15 protein-coding genes are annotated in these 14,484 nt (G+C 62.7%); 6 read left to right on the top strand and 9 right to left on the bottom strand.

Annotation, left to right across the window (positions count from 1 at the left end):
* The first annotated feature begins 1 nt into the window (after nt 1).
* Both LUU92_RS10405 and LUU92_RS10400 read left to right on the top strand, forming a co-directional pair.
* Complete coding sequence (locus tag LUU92_RS10405; protein ID WP_071489664.1) at nt 2–1,183, top strand: acetyl-CoA C-acetyltransferase; 1,182 nt, start codon at nt 2–4, stop codon at nt 1,181–1,183.
* 126 nt (nt 1,184–1,309) lie between these two features.
* A complete protein-coding gene (locus LUU92_RS10400) occupies nt 1,310–1,441 on the top strand; it encodes a hypothetical protein (RefSeq protein WP_256575431.1) in 132 nt (43 codons plus the stop codon).
* Nucleotides 1,442–1,666: 225 nt separating this feature from the next.
* Here LUU92_RS10400 and LUU92_RS10395 read toward each other — a convergent pair whose 3' ends face one another.
* The 4 genes from LUU92_RS10395 to LUU92_RS10380 form a co-directional block, all read right to left on the bottom strand.
* Nucleotides 1,667–2,752, bottom strand: coding sequence for a DUF1615 domain-containing protein (locus LUU92_RS10395; RefSeq protein ID WP_257103560.1), 1,086 nt, complete (start codon nt 2,750–2,752; stop codon nt 1,667–1,669).
* Nucleotides 2,753–2,835: 83 nt separating this feature from the next.
* Nucleotides 2,836–3,810 carry a porphobilinogen synthase gene (hemB, locus tag LUU92_RS10390; RefSeq protein ID WP_071495098.1) on the bottom strand — a complete coding sequence of 325 codons (975 nt, stop codon included), beginning with the start codon at nt 3,808–3,810 and terminating at the stop codon, nt 2,836–2,838.
* A gap of 117 nt (nt 3,811–3,927) precedes the next feature.
* On the bottom strand, nt 3,928–4,770 hold the full coding sequence (locus tag LUU92_RS10385) for a PhzF family protein (protein WP_222541404.1): 843 nt from the start codon (nt 4,768–4,770) through the stop codon (nt 3,928–3,930).
* Between the two features lie 3 nt (nt 4,771–4,773).
* Entirely contained in the window at nt 4,774–5,472 is a 699-nt protein-coding gene (locus LUU92_RS10380; protein ID WP_071489748.1) for a glutathione S-transferase N-terminal domain-containing protein, read from the bottom strand.
* Nucleotides 5,473–5,732: 260 nt separating this feature from the next.
* Here LUU92_RS10380 and LUU92_RS10375 point away from each other — a divergent pair, with 260 nt between their 5' ends.
* Together LUU92_RS10375 and LUU92_RS10370 are read left to right on the top strand one after the other, a co-directional pair.
* Nucleotides 5,733–6,434 carry a histidine phosphatase family protein gene (locus LUU92_RS10375; RefSeq protein WP_071489668.1) on the top strand — a complete coding sequence of 234 codons (702 nt, stop codon included), beginning with the start codon at nt 5,733–5,735 and terminating at the stop codon, nt 6,432–6,434.
* Nucleotides 6,435–6,478: 44 nt separating this feature from the next.
* Nucleotides 6,479–7,534 carry a permease gene (locus LUU92_RS10370; RefSeq protein ID WP_071489749.1) on the top strand — a complete coding sequence of 352 codons (1,056 nt, stop codon included), beginning with the start codon at nt 6,479–6,481 and terminating at the stop codon, nt 7,532–7,534.
* Here LUU92_RS10370 and mnmH read toward each other — a convergent pair.
* The 4 genes from mnmH to LUU92_RS10350 form a co-directional block, all read right to left on the bottom strand.
* On the bottom strand, nt 7,524–8,627 hold the full coding sequence (mnmH, locus tag LUU92_RS10365) for a tRNA 2-selenouridine(34) synthase MnmH (RefSeq protein ID WP_257103559.1): 1,104 nt from the start codon (nt 8,625–8,627) through the stop codon (nt 7,524–7,526). The genes LUU92_RS10370 and mnmH overlap by 11 nt on opposite strands.
* Nucleotides 8,627–9,661, bottom strand: a complete 1,035-nt coding sequence (gene selD / locus LUU92_RS10360) for a selenide, water dikinase SelD (RefSeq protein ID WP_071489670.1) — start codon at nt 9,659–9,661, stop codon at nt 8,627–8,629. The genes mnmH and selD overlap by 1 nt, the downstream gene beginning before the upstream one ends.
* Before the next feature lie 94 nt (nt 9,662–9,755).
* Nucleotides 9,756–10,508, bottom strand: a complete 753-nt coding sequence (locus LUU92_RS10355; protein WP_058425591.1) for a TerC family protein — start codon at nt 10,506–10,508, stop codon at nt 9,756–9,758.
* Nucleotides 10,509–10,534: 26 nt separating this feature from the next.
* Nucleotides 10,535–10,786: a hypothetical protein gene (locus LUU92_RS10350; protein ID WP_071489671.1), complete on the bottom strand. Its 252-nt coding sequence runs from the start codon at nt 10,784–10,786 to the stop codon at nt 10,535–10,537.
* 134 nt (nt 10,787–10,920) lie between these two features.
* On the opposite strand from LUU92_RS10350, the gene nhaR reads away from it, so the two are divergent.
* Nucleotides 10,921–11,823: a transcriptional activator NhaR gene (gene nhaR, locus LUU92_RS10345; RefSeq protein ID WP_071489672.1), complete on the top strand. Its 903-nt coding sequence runs from the start codon at nt 10,921–10,923 to the stop codon at nt 11,821–11,823.
* Between the two features lie 4 nt (nt 11,824–11,827).
* Here nhaR and LUU92_RS10340 read toward each other — a convergent pair whose 3' ends face one another.
* On the bottom strand, nt 11,828–12,985 hold the full coding sequence (locus LUU92_RS10340; protein ID WP_071489673.1) for an MFS transporter: 1,158 nt from the start codon (nt 12,983–12,985) through the stop codon (nt 11,828–11,830).
* Between the two features lie 240 nt (nt 12,986–13,225).
* Here LUU92_RS10340 and sstT point away from each other — a divergent pair, with 240 nt between their 5' ends.
* Complete coding sequence (gene sstT / locus LUU92_RS10335) at nt 13,226–14,446, top strand: serine/threonine transporter SstT (protein WP_092249665.1); 1,221 nt, start codon at nt 13,226–13,228, stop codon at nt 14,444–14,446.
* Nucleotides 14,447–14,484 lie beyond the last annotated feature (38 nt).

Here is a 14,484-nt window from a genome sequence, read left to right as displayed (position 1 = left end):
CATGCAAGACGTCGTGATTGTTGCTGCCACCCGCACCGCCGTGGGCAGCTTCCAGGGTTCGCTGGCGAACATTCCGGCACCGGAACTGGGCGCCGCCGTGATCCGTCGCCTGCTGGAGCAGACCGGCCTGGACCCGGCCGAAGTGGATGAAGTGATCCTCGGCCAGGTCCTCACCGCAGGCTCAGGCCAGAACCCGGCGCGCCAGGCGTCGATCCTGGCCGGCCTACCCCACGCGGTGCCCAGCCTGACCTTGAACAAGGTTTGCGGCTCGGGCCTCAAGGCCCTGCACCTGGGCGCCCAGGCCATCCGTTGCGGTGACGCCGACGTGATCATCGCCGGCGGCATGGAGAACATGAGCCTGGCTCCGTACGTACTGCCCGCCGCGCGCACCGGTTTGCGCATGGGCCATGCCAAAATGATCGACAGCATGATCACCGATGGCCTGTGGGACGCGTTCAACGACTACCACATGGGCATCACCGCCGAGAACCTGGTGGACAAGTACGGCATCAGCCGTGAAGCCCAGGATGCGTTCGCCGCCGCCTCCCAGCAAAAAGCCGTCGCTGCTATTGAAGCGGGCCGCTTTGTCGATGAGATCACACCGATCCTGATCCCCCAGCGCAAAGGCGACCCGGTGGCCTTCACCGTGGATGAGCAACCCCGCGCCGGCACCACCGCCGAATCCCTGGGCAAGCTGAAACCGGCGTTCAAGAAAGACGGCAGTGTCACCGCGGGCAACGCCTCCAGCCTCAACGACGGTGCCGCCGCGGTGCTGCTGATGAGCGCCGACAAGGCCAAGGCCCTCGGCCTGCCGATACTGGCGCGCATTGCCAGCTACGCCAACGCCGGCGTCGACCCGGCGATCATGGGCATCGGCCCGGTGTCGGCCACCCGCCGTTGCCTGGACAAAGCCGGTTGGAGCCTGGGCGACCTGGACCTGATCGAAGCCAACGAAGCCTTCGCCGCGCAATCCCTGGCGGTGGGCAAAGAGCTGGAATGGGACGCCGACAAGGTCAACGTCAACGGCGGCGCCATCGCCATCGGCCACCCGATCGGCGCCTCGGGCTGCCGCGTGCTGGTGACGCTGCTGCATGAAATGATCAAGCGTGATGCCAAGAAAGGCCTGGCGACGCTGTGCATCGGTGGCGGCCAGGGGGTAGCCCTGGCGCTCGAACGCATCTGATTCAAAGAGCAACATGGAAAGGGCCTGGTTCCACGAAAACCAGGCCTTTTCTTTACCCTTCAACCTCGCGTCTGCGGCACCGCTTTAATCCTCGTCAAATTCCCCCATACCTCCCAAGGAACCGCAATGCGCCATCTGGACGGCAAGCCAAAATCCTATCTCCTGTTCCTGCTGGCAGCCCTGGCCGTGGCAGGCTGTTCACCCAAGGATCAGTCCCGCGCACGGGCGATCAACGGCGAACAAAGCTCGTTCCTCTGATGGTGCGAACCTGTGGCGAGCGGGCTTGCCCCGCGTTGGGGTGCGAAGCAGACCCGCAACGAGCCGCCGAGTGGTATGTGATACACCGCATTGTGCTTGATTGGGGCTGCTGCGCAGCCCGACGCGGGGCAAGCCCGCTCGCCACAACAAGCCCGGTCATCACAACAAGCCCGCTTGCCACAGCAAGCCCGGTCACCACAGCAAGCCTGCTCACCTCGACGCTGATCAGCGCTTCAGGCAGCGCTGATAACGCTCGTCGACCCGCTGGGCAAACCACGCCGTGGTCAGATTACGGGTGATCTTGGGACTCTTGAGCACGATGCCCGGCAGGATCGCCCGTGGCATCGGCTTGCCGGCGGCCTTGTCGGCCAGGGCAAATACGCGCTTGTAGAGGGTGGTGTCCTCGAAATCCAATTGCTCGCCCTGCTCCAGCTGACTGCGGATGCTGGGGTTGCGCATGTCCAGCCTGGCCCCCAATGAACGCACCGCCAACTCGGTGGTGCCGGGCAGCAGCGAGCCGTAGCGAATCAGATCTCCGTCCAAGGCCAACTCGGTGCCCGAAGCACGGCTGACGGCAGCCTGGAACGCGGCATTACGGCTGGCGTACCACCCGGCATTGAAATCGGCAAAGCGATACAGCGGCCGGTCGTAGCTCACCGGGTAACCCAGCAAGTGCGCGATGCCGAAGTACATGCCGCCACGACGGGTGAAGACTTCGCGACGAATTGTGCCATCCACCGTGTAGGGATAACCCCGCGCCTGTTTCTGCGCAAAGTCGATACTTACCTGCATCGGGCCTGCGGTATGCACCGGGTTGAAACCACCAAACAACGTGTTGCCCAGGGGCACCATGCTGATGAAGTCATCGAAGATGCCACTCAGGTCCTTCTCCGTGCGCGCAGCATTGAGGCGGTCGGCGTAGGTCTTGCCGCTGGGCGAGCGCAGTTGCAGGGCGCTGCGCACGACAAACGCCGGCACATGGACTTTGCCGGCACGCCGCAGGATTTCATCCTGGGCGATCTTGCCCATGTCTGGCACCGGTGGGTCGACCTGATAGGTCGACTCCTGCTCGGTCACCGCCAGCACGGCGCAGATGTTTTCCGTGCTGGGGTAGATGTTCTGGGTGTCAAAGGCCGTGTAGATGTCCTGGGCCCAGCCCTCGCGGTCAGCCACCTTGGTCGGCAGCAGGCGCACGATCTGCGCTTTCACCTCGGCCTCGCTGCGCTGCGGCTGTTGCGGGTTGCGCGTGGTGGAGCAACCGGCCAGTACCAGCAAAGTGGCAAGGCACAGGATCAGGCGGCTTGAATACATGGGGCTTCCTTGGGCGACGATGGGCCGGGCATTGTTGATGTGGGAGGGGGCAAGCTCCCTCCCACATTTTACCTGTTGTGGTTCTAGATCCCCGCCAACGCCAGGTCCATCGCGAAGTAGGTGAAGATCAAGTCCGCACCCGCGCGCTTGATCGAGCCCAAGGTTTCACGCACCACACGGTCCTCATCAATCGCCCCGGCCTGGGCGCCGAACTTGATCATCGCGTACTCGCCGCTCACCTGGTACGCCGCCACCGGCAGGCGCGAGGCTTCGCGGATGTCGCGGATGATGTCGAGGTAGGCACCGGCCGGCTTGACCATCAGCGCATCCGCGCCTTCCTGTTCATCCAGCAGCGATTCGCGTACGGCTTCGCGGCGGTTCATCGGGTTCATCTGGTAGCTCTTGCGGTCGCCCTTGAGCGCGCTGCCGCCGGCTTCGCGGAACGGTCCGTAGAGGGCCGAGGCGAATTTGGTCGAGTAAGCCATGATCGGGATATGGGTGAAGCCCGCATCATCCAGGGCGCGGCGGATCGCCTGGACCTGGCCGTCCATCGCCGCCGAAGGGGCAATGACATCGGCACCGGCACGCGCGGCGGCCACGGCCTGCTTGCCGAGGTTGACCAGCGTCGCGTCGTTGTCGACATGGGCGCCGTGCATCACACCGCAGTGGCCATGGTCGGTGTATTCGCAGAAGCAGGTGTCGGACATCACGATCATTTCCGGCACAGCGTCCTTGATGATCGACGACATGCGCGAGACCAGGCCGCGCTCTTTCCAGGTGTCGCTGCCGCTGGCGTCCAGGTGGTGGGACACGCCGAAGGTCATCACCGACTTGATGCCGGCACGGGCATAGCGCTCGATCTCGCCGGCCAGTTTCTTCTCAGGGATGCGCTGCACGCCCGGCATGCTGGTGATTGGCACGAAGTCGTCGATTTCTTCTTCGACGAAGATCGGCAGCACCAGGTCGTTGAGGGTGAATTCGGTTTCCTGGAACAGGCCACGCAGCTCCGGGGAGCGGCGCAGGCGGCGTGGGCGGGCTTGGGGGAACTGGCTGGTCATGGTGGTCCTATCGCAAGGCAGAAAATCTTTGGGGCGAAAGCTTATGCCCCCAGGCCCCGGCAGCACAAACGCCGAGGGGCCAATAGTGTATTGCGGGGGCGGTAATAATTTATTGATCTAGAGCTGTACACGCCCGTCGATGCACACCGACACGGCGCCACCCATCCATATTTCAGTGCCCTGGCGCTCAACGCGGATCCGCCCTGCCCGGCCAATTGCCGTGCCCTGGCTGACCACATAGCGCTCGGGGGCCAGGCCCTCGCCGAGCAACCATTGCGCAAGCCCCGCATTCAAGCTGCCGGTGGCCGGGTCTTCCTGCGCGCCATCGCCTGCGATAAAGGCACGCACCTCAAATTGCGCATCCACATCGTCGCGCCCGCCGTCACAGGGGGCGATCACGCCCACGGCCAGCCCCAGCAGTTGCGAATAGTCCGGCTGCAACGCCAGGACCTGGTCACGGTCTGCCAGCATTACCGCGAGCCAGCCAGCGCCATTGTCCACCCACTGGCTGCGCACGATGGCCCCGGGCTCCAGGCCCAAGCCCAGGCGCACGCGCTCCAGCAACGGCGCGTCCACAGTACCGGCGCGCAATAACGGCGGCGCGATAAATGCCAGTTCATCGCCTTGGCGACGGATACGCACCAGGCCGATTTCGCACTCCTGGATTATCTCCTCGCCCTTGGGAATACCACCTGCCTGCAGCCAGGCATAACAACTGCCGAGCGTCGGGTGTCCGGCAAAAGGCAGCTCCGTCAAGGTGGTGAAAATTCGCACCCGGTAGTCAGCCCGAGGATCACGCGGCGTCAGTAAAAACGTGGTTTCACTGAGGTTGGTCCAATTGGCGAAGTCCGCCATCTGTTGGTCGCTCAGGCTGTCGGCGCCAAACACCACCGCCAGCGGGTTGCCTTTGAGCGCCACGCGGCTGAACACGTCCAGCTGTTTGAAATCGAAAGTCGGCATGCTTCAACTCGGAATATTAAGGCCACGGATCACCGCCGGCCGTGCGACGAAACCGTCCAGAGCGCGCAGTACATTGGGAAAGTCGGCAATGCCTACAAGGTCACCGGATTCGTAGAAGCCGATCAGGTTGCGGACCCACGGAAAGGTGGCGATGTCGGCGATGCTGTACTCGTCGCCCATGATCCACGTACGGCCCAGCAGGCGTTTTTCCAGCACGCCCAGCAGGCGCCGGGATTCGGCGGCGTAACGGTCGCGCGGGCGTTTGTCTTCGTAGGCCTTGCCGGCAAATTTGTTGAAGAAGCCCAACTGGCCGAACATCGGGCCGATACCGCCCATCTGGAACATCAGCCACTGAATAGTTTCATAACGTGTCGCCGGATCCTCGGAGAGCAACTGGCTGGATTTTTCCGCCAGGTAGATCAGGATCGCGCCGGACTCAAACAACGCCAACGGCTGGCCGCTGGGGCCATTGGGGTCGATGATCGCGGGGATCTTGTTGTTGGGGTTCAGCGACAGGAACTCGGGGGAGAGTTGGTCCTGGGTCTCGAAGCTGACCTTGTGCGCTTCATAGGGCAGGCCGAGCTCTTCGAGCATGATCGACACTTTTACCCCGTTGGGGGTCGGCAGCGAGTACAGTTGCAGGCGCTCCGGATGCTGGGCAGGCCATTTGCTGTTGATCGGGAAAGCAGCGAGTGGGTTCATCGGGAAGCCCTGTGTGTGTGTGTGCTGAAAGCCCCCATGATAGTCATCCGGCGAGCGTCCTGCATGGGTCATCAATACGCAACAACCGCCAGCTATTATGTCGTCAGGGCGAACCAATACGCCCTCGTGCACTCTTAACTGAGCTCAAGCGGTGAATGGAGGCACCTCGCTATCTCGACAGGGAACACCGCAGGCGCCCCAGGCGTCATAGTGGCCAGGCGTGTCTGCCTTAACGTGACGCATGAAGACTCGAACTTACAATGACGATCAAGCCTCTGCGCCTTGTGCAACGACTGAAACGCTATTCATACATCCTGTTGCCGCTCTTGTTGGTTGGCGGCGCTATCGATCTGAGCCTGGAGTCACGGATCAGCAACGCCGACCAGGTTGACGGCGTGCAAACCCTGGTCTTCCTGCGCCACGGTGAAAAACCCGCCGGTGGCCTGGGCCAGCTCAATTGCCAGGGCCTCAACCGGGCGATGAACCTGGCCACGGTTTTGCCAGAGAAGTTCGGCAAGGCCAATTTCGTGTTCGCCGCCAACCCGACACGCAATGTGGAGGAAGGCGAACTGGACAATTCCTACAGCTATATTCGCCCGCTGATGACCATCAGCCCCAGCGCGATCAAGCTCGGCCTGCCGGTGAACATCAAGTTTTCCGCGAATGACACCAGTGCCCTCGCCGACGAGCTGGTGGAAGACAAGTACCACAACTCCATCATCTACACCGCCTGGTCCCACGGCTATCTGCCGGAGCTGATCAACAAGGTGGCGAGCGAAGCGTCCGGCGAAAAACACACCATCACCGACGACTGGTCCGGCAGCGACTACGACACGCTGTATGTGCTGACGCTGACCTGGCACAACGGCAAAGCCTCGTTGCTGAGCCGCAACTATAAACAGGGCCTGAACAACGGCGAAGAAACCTGCCCTGAACCTACCCAGGTGAGCGCCGAGAGCTGAGGGCGTATGATGCGCCGCTATTGACTCACCTGCGGATCATCACCATGCCCAACCTCGCCTCCACCCAGCCCAACCGGGGCTGGTCGTTCTGGTGGAAACCAGCGCTGTTCCTGCTGGTCGCCTGCGTCGGCCTCTACTACGTGAAGTGGTCGCCTTACTACCTCAAGGCCTTCGTCGCCGCCGATAACCACAGCATTGGCGCCTCGATTCTCAACGATCAGCAAAGCTCGCCCCTGGCGGCCGCGCTGGCGTACGCCCAGGTGTACTTCCTGGCGATCTGGAAAGCCGCTGTGCTGGCGGTGATCCTGGGCTCCCTCCTGCAAGTGCTGATCCCCCGCGACTGGCTGCTGCGCCTGTTCGGCCGCGCCGGGCTGGGGTCGACCCTGCGGGGCGGGCTGTTCGCCCTGCCGGGGATGATGTGCAGTTGCTGCGCGGCACCGGTCGCGGCCGGCATGCGTCGGCAGCAGGTCTCGGTGGGCGCGGCACTCGCGTTCTGGATCGCCAACCCCGTGCTGAACCCGGCGACGCTGGTGTTCATGGGCTTCGTGCTGGGGTGGGGCTTCACCGCATTGCGGCTGGTGGCGGGCATTGTGCTGGTGGTGGGCGTGTCCCTGATCGCGCAACGTATCGCCCGCCCGGACCAGGTGCCGGAAGCGGCTCTGGGCGCGGTGGCCGAGGTCAGTGTGGTTGAGTCCCAGCCGTTCCTGGGCCGTTGGCTGCGGACCCTGTGGCAGTTGTTCTGGAGCACGATCCCGGTGTACATCCTGGCCGTGCTGATCCTGGGCGCCGCGCGGGTGTGGCTGTTCCCCCATGTCGACGGCGCCATGGCCAACAGCCTGGCATGGCTGGTGCCTCTGGCGATTGTCGGTACGTTGTTCGTGATTCCCACCGCTGCCGAAATCCCCATCGTACAAACCATGATGACCCTGGGCATGGGCACCGGCCCGGCCGTGGCCTTGCTGATGACCCTGCCGAGTGTGAGCCTGCCGTCGCTGCTGATGCTGCGCAAGGACTTCGATGCGCGGGTGCTGGTGACGGTGGCGGGGTTGACGATGCTGGTTGGGGTGGTGTGTGGGTTGATCGGCGCGGCTATCCTCTGATCGGCGCGCGTGCGCGCAAATATTCCACCACGGCGCCCTGCTCCCCTGCGAACTCGATCCGTGCGCCTTTGTTTTCGCGCTGGAAGGCGTACATCGGGTCGTAATACTCGCGCAGAAGCCCTTCGATCCAGGCGCGATGCAGGTCCACATCACCGCTGCGCGCCTGCTCCGCCAGGGCCGCCTGCAAGATCGCCTGCAACCGCTGGAAGCGTTCGCCGCCCAGGCGTTTATGGATATTGCCCAGGCCCTGGGTCAGGCGCTCGGCAAACAGCGCCTGGCCGGTGTCGCCAAACACCGCGATAAATTCGGCGCACAGGTCCACCACATAGTCGCGCAGGATGCGCTCGACCCGCCCTTCTACGCTGTCCTGCAGCCACACCATCGGGAACGTCTGCATGCCCTTGTGCAACGCCAGCGGCAGCGCGCAACTGCCGATCATGCGGCTCTCATCCTCGACCACGAACTGCTCGATACCCGCAGCACGCTTTTTCAGCAGGTCCACGGCCAGGCGGTTTTCGAAGTCGATGTTGGACGGCTGCGCCGTGGCGCGTTTGCCGAAGCTGGAGCCGCGATGGTTGGCATGACCTTCCAGGTCCAGGGCATTGCGCAACTGGCCGAGCACCTCGGTCTTGCCGGTGCCAGTCATACCGCCCAGCAGCACGAAGTCACACTGCGTGGCGGCGTGCTCGACGGTCTCCAGCAAAAAGGTGCGCATGGCCTTGTAGCCGCCACCGACACGGGGATACTCGATGCCGGCTTCGGTCTTGAGCCATTGCTGCACGATCTGTGAACGCAGCCCGCCACGGAAACAGTAGAGGTAACCCTCGGGGTTGGCCTGGGCGAACCGCGCCCACTGCTCGATACGCTCGGCCTTGATAGCGCCGGACACCAGCTCATGCCCGAGCACGATGGCGGCCTGCTGGCCCTGCTGCTTGTAGCAGGTGCCGACGCGCTGGCGTTCGTCGTCGGTCATCAGCGGCAGGTTGATCACCCCCGGGAACGCGCCCTTGGTGAACTCGATCGGCGCGCGGGTATCCATCATTGGCCGATCATTGAGGAAAATGTCGCGGTAGTCGGTGATATCGGTTGCCATCAAATCACCTCAACCGCGTGGGTCTGTCGTTCGAGCAGCTCGCCGATAGGTTCCAGGACCAGGCCCAGTTCAGCCGCCATGCGGTGGAATTCGGCGTCGCCCTCGGGCGTGACGGCGATCAACAGGCCGCCGCTGGTCTGCGGGTCGCACAGCACGCGCTTGTGCAGCTCCTGCAGGCGTCCGAGCTTGCTCGAATAGCTGTCGAAGTTGCGCAAGGTGCCGCCGGGCATGCACCCCTGGTCCAGGTAGTCCTCGATCCCGGCCAGGCGTGGGACCTTGTTGTACTCGATGCGCGCCGTCAGGCCGCTGCCGTCAGCCATTTCCACCAGGTGGCCCAACAAGCCGAAACCGGTGACATCGGTCATTGCGGTCACCCCCGCCAACTTGCCGAAACGGCTGCCGGGCTTGTTCAGGGTGCACATCCAGTCCCGGGCCAGGCCGATATCCGCCTCGCGCAATTTGCCCTTCTTCTCGGCGGTGGTGAGGATGCCGATGCCGATGGGCTTGGTGAGATACAACCGGCAACCGGCGGTGGCTGTGTCGTTGCGCTTCATATGGCGCTTTTGCACGATGCCGGTCACGGCCAGGCCGAAGATCGGCTCCGGGGCGTCGATGGAATGCCCGCCCGCCAGAGGAATCCCGGCTGCGTCGCACACCGAGCGGCCGCCGCGGATCACTTCGCGGGCAATCTCCGGCGCCAGTACGTTCACCGGCCAGCCCAGAATGGCGATGGCCATCAGCGGATCGCCACCCATGGCGTAGATATCACTGATGGCATTGGTGGCAGCAATCCGGCCGAAATCGAAGGGATCATCGACAATCGGCATGAAAAAGTCGGTGGTGGAGACCACGCCGCGCTCGTCGTCGATGGCGTACACCGCCGCATCGTCACGCGAAGCGTTGCCCACCCACAGCTTGGGGTCGAGGTTCTGTGCGCCGCTGCCGGCAAGGATCACTTCCAGCACCTGGGGCGATATCTTGCAGCCACACCCCGCGCCGTGGCTGTACTGGGTAAGACGAATCGGCTCGTTCATGTAGGACCTCACGCTATCAAGTGCGCGAATTCTAACAGACAGCAAAAAGCCGGCTGGGCTCATCTGAGCGCAGCCGGCCGTTTGGTTTCAGCGGTTACTGCCGGGCAGCGAGCAAACGCTGGTGGCGGTTACGCCGGGCAATGTTCAAGCATTCGATAGCCGCCGAGAACGCCATGGCCGCATACACGTAGCCTTTCGGTACATGGGCGCCGAAGCCTTCGGCGATCAGGGTCATGCCGATCATGATCAGGAAGCCCAGGGCCAGCATCACCACGGTCGGGTTGTCGTTGATGAACTTGGCCAGCGGTTCGGCCGCCACCAGCATCACGATCACCGAGGTCACCACGGCAATGATCATGATCGGCAAGTGCTCGGTCATGCCCACGGCGGTGATGATGCTGTCGATGGAGAACACCAGGTCGAGCAACAGGATCTGCCCGATGGCCGCGGCAAAACCGATGGCCACCACGTTGCCAGCATTGGTTTCCTTCTCTTCGGGTTCCGGGTCCATGCTGTGATGGATTTCGGTGGTGGCCTTCCACACCAGGAACAGGCCACCGGCGATCAGGATCATGTCCTTCCACGAAAAGGCCTGGCCGAACACTTCGAACACCGGCGCCGTCAGCTGCACGATGAACGCGATGGTGCTGAGCAGGCCCAACCGCAACACCAACGCCATGCTGATACCGATGCGTCGCGCCTTGGCCCGATGCTTCTCCGGCAACTTGTTGGTGAGGATCGAGATGAAGATCAGGTTATCGATGCCCAGCACGATCTCCATCACGATCAGGGTTGCCAGGGCAATCCAGGCGGTGGGGCTGGCGGCCAGTTGTAAAAGGTAATCCATAGGTCAGTCCTGACGTTGAGCGGAAATTAGGCTTCTTTACTGTTCGATTCGGTTTCGTTCTCTTCCTGATCATCCTTTTTCTGCGGGTTGATCAGGCCGTTGGTCGCTTCACTCAATGCCTGTTCGGCAGCCTTGTGGGTGTCATCGATGGCTTGCTTGGCCGATTCGGTGGCCTTGCCCAGTACCTGCTGCGCGCTTTTCTCGACCTGATCGCAACCGCTGATCACTACCAATGAAAGCGCAAGCAAGGATGCCGCGCCCAGGGAATTGAGTTTCATGATGTCTTCCTCGTTAGAACCCTTGGGTCCAAATAGTGGCCCCACGATAGCGACGCATTCTATGCAGGCAAACAGTTCAGGAAAATTCGTATTTTTCTCGCGTATACTTCGTTTTTTACGAAGTGAAGGCTGCCATGCTCAATTACCGACAACTGCACTACTTCTGGGTGGTGGCCAAGACCGGCAGCATCGTGCGTGCGTGCGAGCAGTTGAACCTCACGCCCCAGACCATCAGCGGGCAGATCAGCCTGCTCGAGCAAACCTTCGGTATCGCGCTGTTTCAGCGCGTCGGCCGCCAGCTGGAACTGACCGAAGCCGGGCGCCAGGCCCTGCCCTATGCCGAGCAGATGTTCCAGACCGGTAATGAACTGGAGGCCATGCTGCGCGCGCAGCCCGACGAACAGCAGATCCTGTTCCGCGTCGGCGTGGCGGACGTGGTGCCCAAGTCTATCGTCTACCGGCTGATCGCACCGACCATGGAGTTGAGCGAGCCGATCCGCATCACCTGCCGTGAGGACAAACTCGAACGCCTGCTCGCCGACCTGGCGATCCAGCGCCTTGACCTGGTGATTTCCGACAGCCCCATGCCCACGCACCTGGACATCAAAGGCTACAGCCAGAAGTTGGGCGAATGCGGCATCAGTTTTTTCGCCACCCAGGTGTTGGCTGACGAACACCGAGGGGATTTCCCACAGTGCCTGCACGGCGCGCCGCTGTTGATTCCGGGCGCGGAAACCGTGGTACGCAGCCGTTTGCAGCGCTGGTTTGCCGAACAACAGATTCAACCGAAGATCATCGGCGAGTTCGACGACAGCGCCTTGATGCAGGCATTCGGCCAATCCGGCAGCGGGATCTTTATCGCCCCCAGCGTGATTGCCGACGAGGTGGTGCGCCAGTACGGCGTGGCGCTGATTGGCCAGACCGTGGCCGTGACCGAATCGTTCTACGCGATCTCGGTGGAGCGCAAGGTCAAGCACCCCGGCATCGTGGCGATTACCGAAGGCGCCCGGCGCGAGCTGTTCACCACCCTGCCCTGACGGCTCAGGCGCCGGAGGCGAGCGGTTGCCTGGCGGTCATCAGCCACAACGCCAGCAGGATCGACACCAGGATAAACCCGGACGCCGCAAAGCCCAGGCTGCCCAGGCCGAGGGTGTCGATCACGTGCCCGCCAACCATGGCGCCCAGGCCGATGCCCAGGTTGGCCCCGGCGATGTTCAGCGACGCGGCAAACGCCGGCGCATGGGGTGCAGCCTTCATCAGGCGCACATGGCTGACCAGGAACATCGCCGCCTGGGTCACGCCCCACACGGCCATCGCCGCCGCCAGGCCGATGGTCGAATGAATCGCCGGGACCAGCGCCACCATGCCTGCGATCATGAAGCCGCAGAACACCATGGAGGCGATCAACGGGTGACGATCCACCGCACGCCCGCCCAGCGAATTGCCAATCAGACCGACCGCACCGAAGCCCATCAGGCACCAGCCCACCAGCGTACCGTCGAACCCGGCCAGGCGCTCGAGGATGTCCGCCAGGTAGGTGTAGGCGGTGAACATGCCGCTGAACACCAGGATCGACAGCAGGATATGCCCCTGCATCAGCGGGTTGCGCAGGATCTTGAACTGCGAGCGCAACGTCACTTCATCGTTCTTCGGTTGGGTCACCGGCAGGTAGATAAACAGCAGCAAAGCCTTGGCCAGCGCGATCACCGCGAGGATGGCAAACGCGCTGCGCCAGCCGAACATATCCGAAATCAGCGTGCCCACCGGAATGCCGAACACCGTGGCACAGACAATACCGAAGCCGATTTTTTCAATCGCTCGGCCAGCGAACTCAGGGCCGACGATGTCCACGGCGGTTTCACTGGCCAGGGCCCAGAACACTGGCAAACCTAGGGCCGGGATCAACCGTGCTAGCGCCATCACCCAGATATTCGGTGCCAGGGCCGCCACGGTATTGGCCACACCGAACAGGATCAGGATGCTGATAAACAGGCGCTTGCGTGGGAAACGTGCGCAGTACGCCGTCAGAAACGGACCAAACGCCGCCACGGTAAATGCGAACAAGGTCACCAGCAGCCCGGCTTGGGACACAGTGACGTTCAAGTCGCGGGCGATGGACGGCAACAGGCCGACGATCACGAATTCTGTGGTCAGCACGGTAAAGCCGGCGGCCGACAGCAGGAGGATGGGAAACAACATGAAAACTCCAGAAACGACGACATCAACGACAGCCCGAAGGGCCCGCTGACAGAGAGGAAAGATGAGAGGACAGAATCTTAACAGAGTATGTCCGGATTTGGCCAAGGCCTGGGCAAGCGGGTGACGCAATGCCGCACCGCCAGGGACTTTTCCCACAGCATGCTAGACTTCGCGATCCGCGTCCTACAGCCCTTTCCGAGTCAGTAGCTGCGCCCTAAAAAAAACCAGAGACAAGTGTTTATGACTGCTGCCCCCTCTCTCCTGCAACGACTGGCCCGCGTCAGCCTGGTCACGCAAATCGTCATCGGCCTGATCGCCGGCATCCTGTTGGCCTTGCTGTTGCCCGAGGCGGCCAAGGCAACCGGGTTCATCGGTAAGGTATTCGTCGCGGCACTCAAGGCCGTCGCACCGATCCTGGTGTTTGTGCTGGTGATGGCATCCATCGCCAACCATAAACATGGCCAGGAAACCCATATCAAGCCGATTCTGTTCCTGTACCTGCTGGGCACTTTTGCCGCCGCGGTGGTGGCGGTAGTTGCGAGCATGTGGTTCCCCTCTTCGCTGGTGCTGGCGACCCATGACGCAGCGGTGACCGCGCCCGGCGGCATCGGCGAAGTGTTGCAGAGCCTGTTGCTGAGCGTGGTGGACAACCCGATCAGCGCGCTGATGAATGCCAACTTCATCGGCATCCTGGCGTGGGCCATCGGCATGGGCATTGCCATTCGCCACGCCGCGCCGACCACGCGGGCGGTGCTGGAAGACCTGTCCAACGGCGTGACCCTGATCGTGCGTGTGGTGATCCGCTTTGCACCGCTGGGCATTTTCGGCCTGGTTGCCTCGACCCTGGCGACTTCCGGCTTCGGCGCCCTGCTCGGCTACGCCCACCTGCTGGTGGTGCTGATCGGCTGCATGCTGTTCGTGGCGCTGGTGATCAACCCGGCCATCGTGTTCTGGAAACTGCGCCGCAACCCGTACCCGCTGGTGCTGATGTGCCTGCGCGAAAGCGGCATCACCGCATTCTTCACTCGCAGTTCGGCAGCGAATATCCCGGTGAACCTCGCATTGAGCAAACGCCTGGGCCTGCATGAAGACACCTACTCGGTGTCGATCCCGCTCGGTGCCACCATCAACATGGCCGGCGCGGCGATCACCATCACCGTGCTGACCCTGGCCGCCGTGCATACCCTGGGCATTGCCGTCGACCTGCCCACTGCCGTGCTGCTCAGCGTGGTCGCGGCCATCTGTGCGTGCGGTGCTTCCGGCGTGGCAGGCGGTTCGTTGTTGCTGATTCCGCTGGCGTGCAGCCTGTTCGGCATTCCCAGTGAGATTGCGATGCAGGTGGTAGCAGTCGGTTTCATCATCGGTGTGTTGCAGGATTCGGCGGAAACCGCGCTTAACTCGTCCACCGATGTGTTGTTCACCGCCGCCGCGTGCCTGGGCAAGGAAGAACAGCCGGCTTAACAGTCGCGCACAAAAAAACCGGGACGGTTCCTTTAGGA

This window comes from Pseudomonas extremorientalis, assembly GCF_024584605.1.
GTDB lineage: Bacteria > Pseudomonadota > Gammaproteobacteria > Pseudomonadales > Pseudomonadaceae > Aquipseudomonas > Aquipseudomonas extremorientalis.
This window is presented reverse-complemented; position numbering and strand designations above follow the sequence as displayed.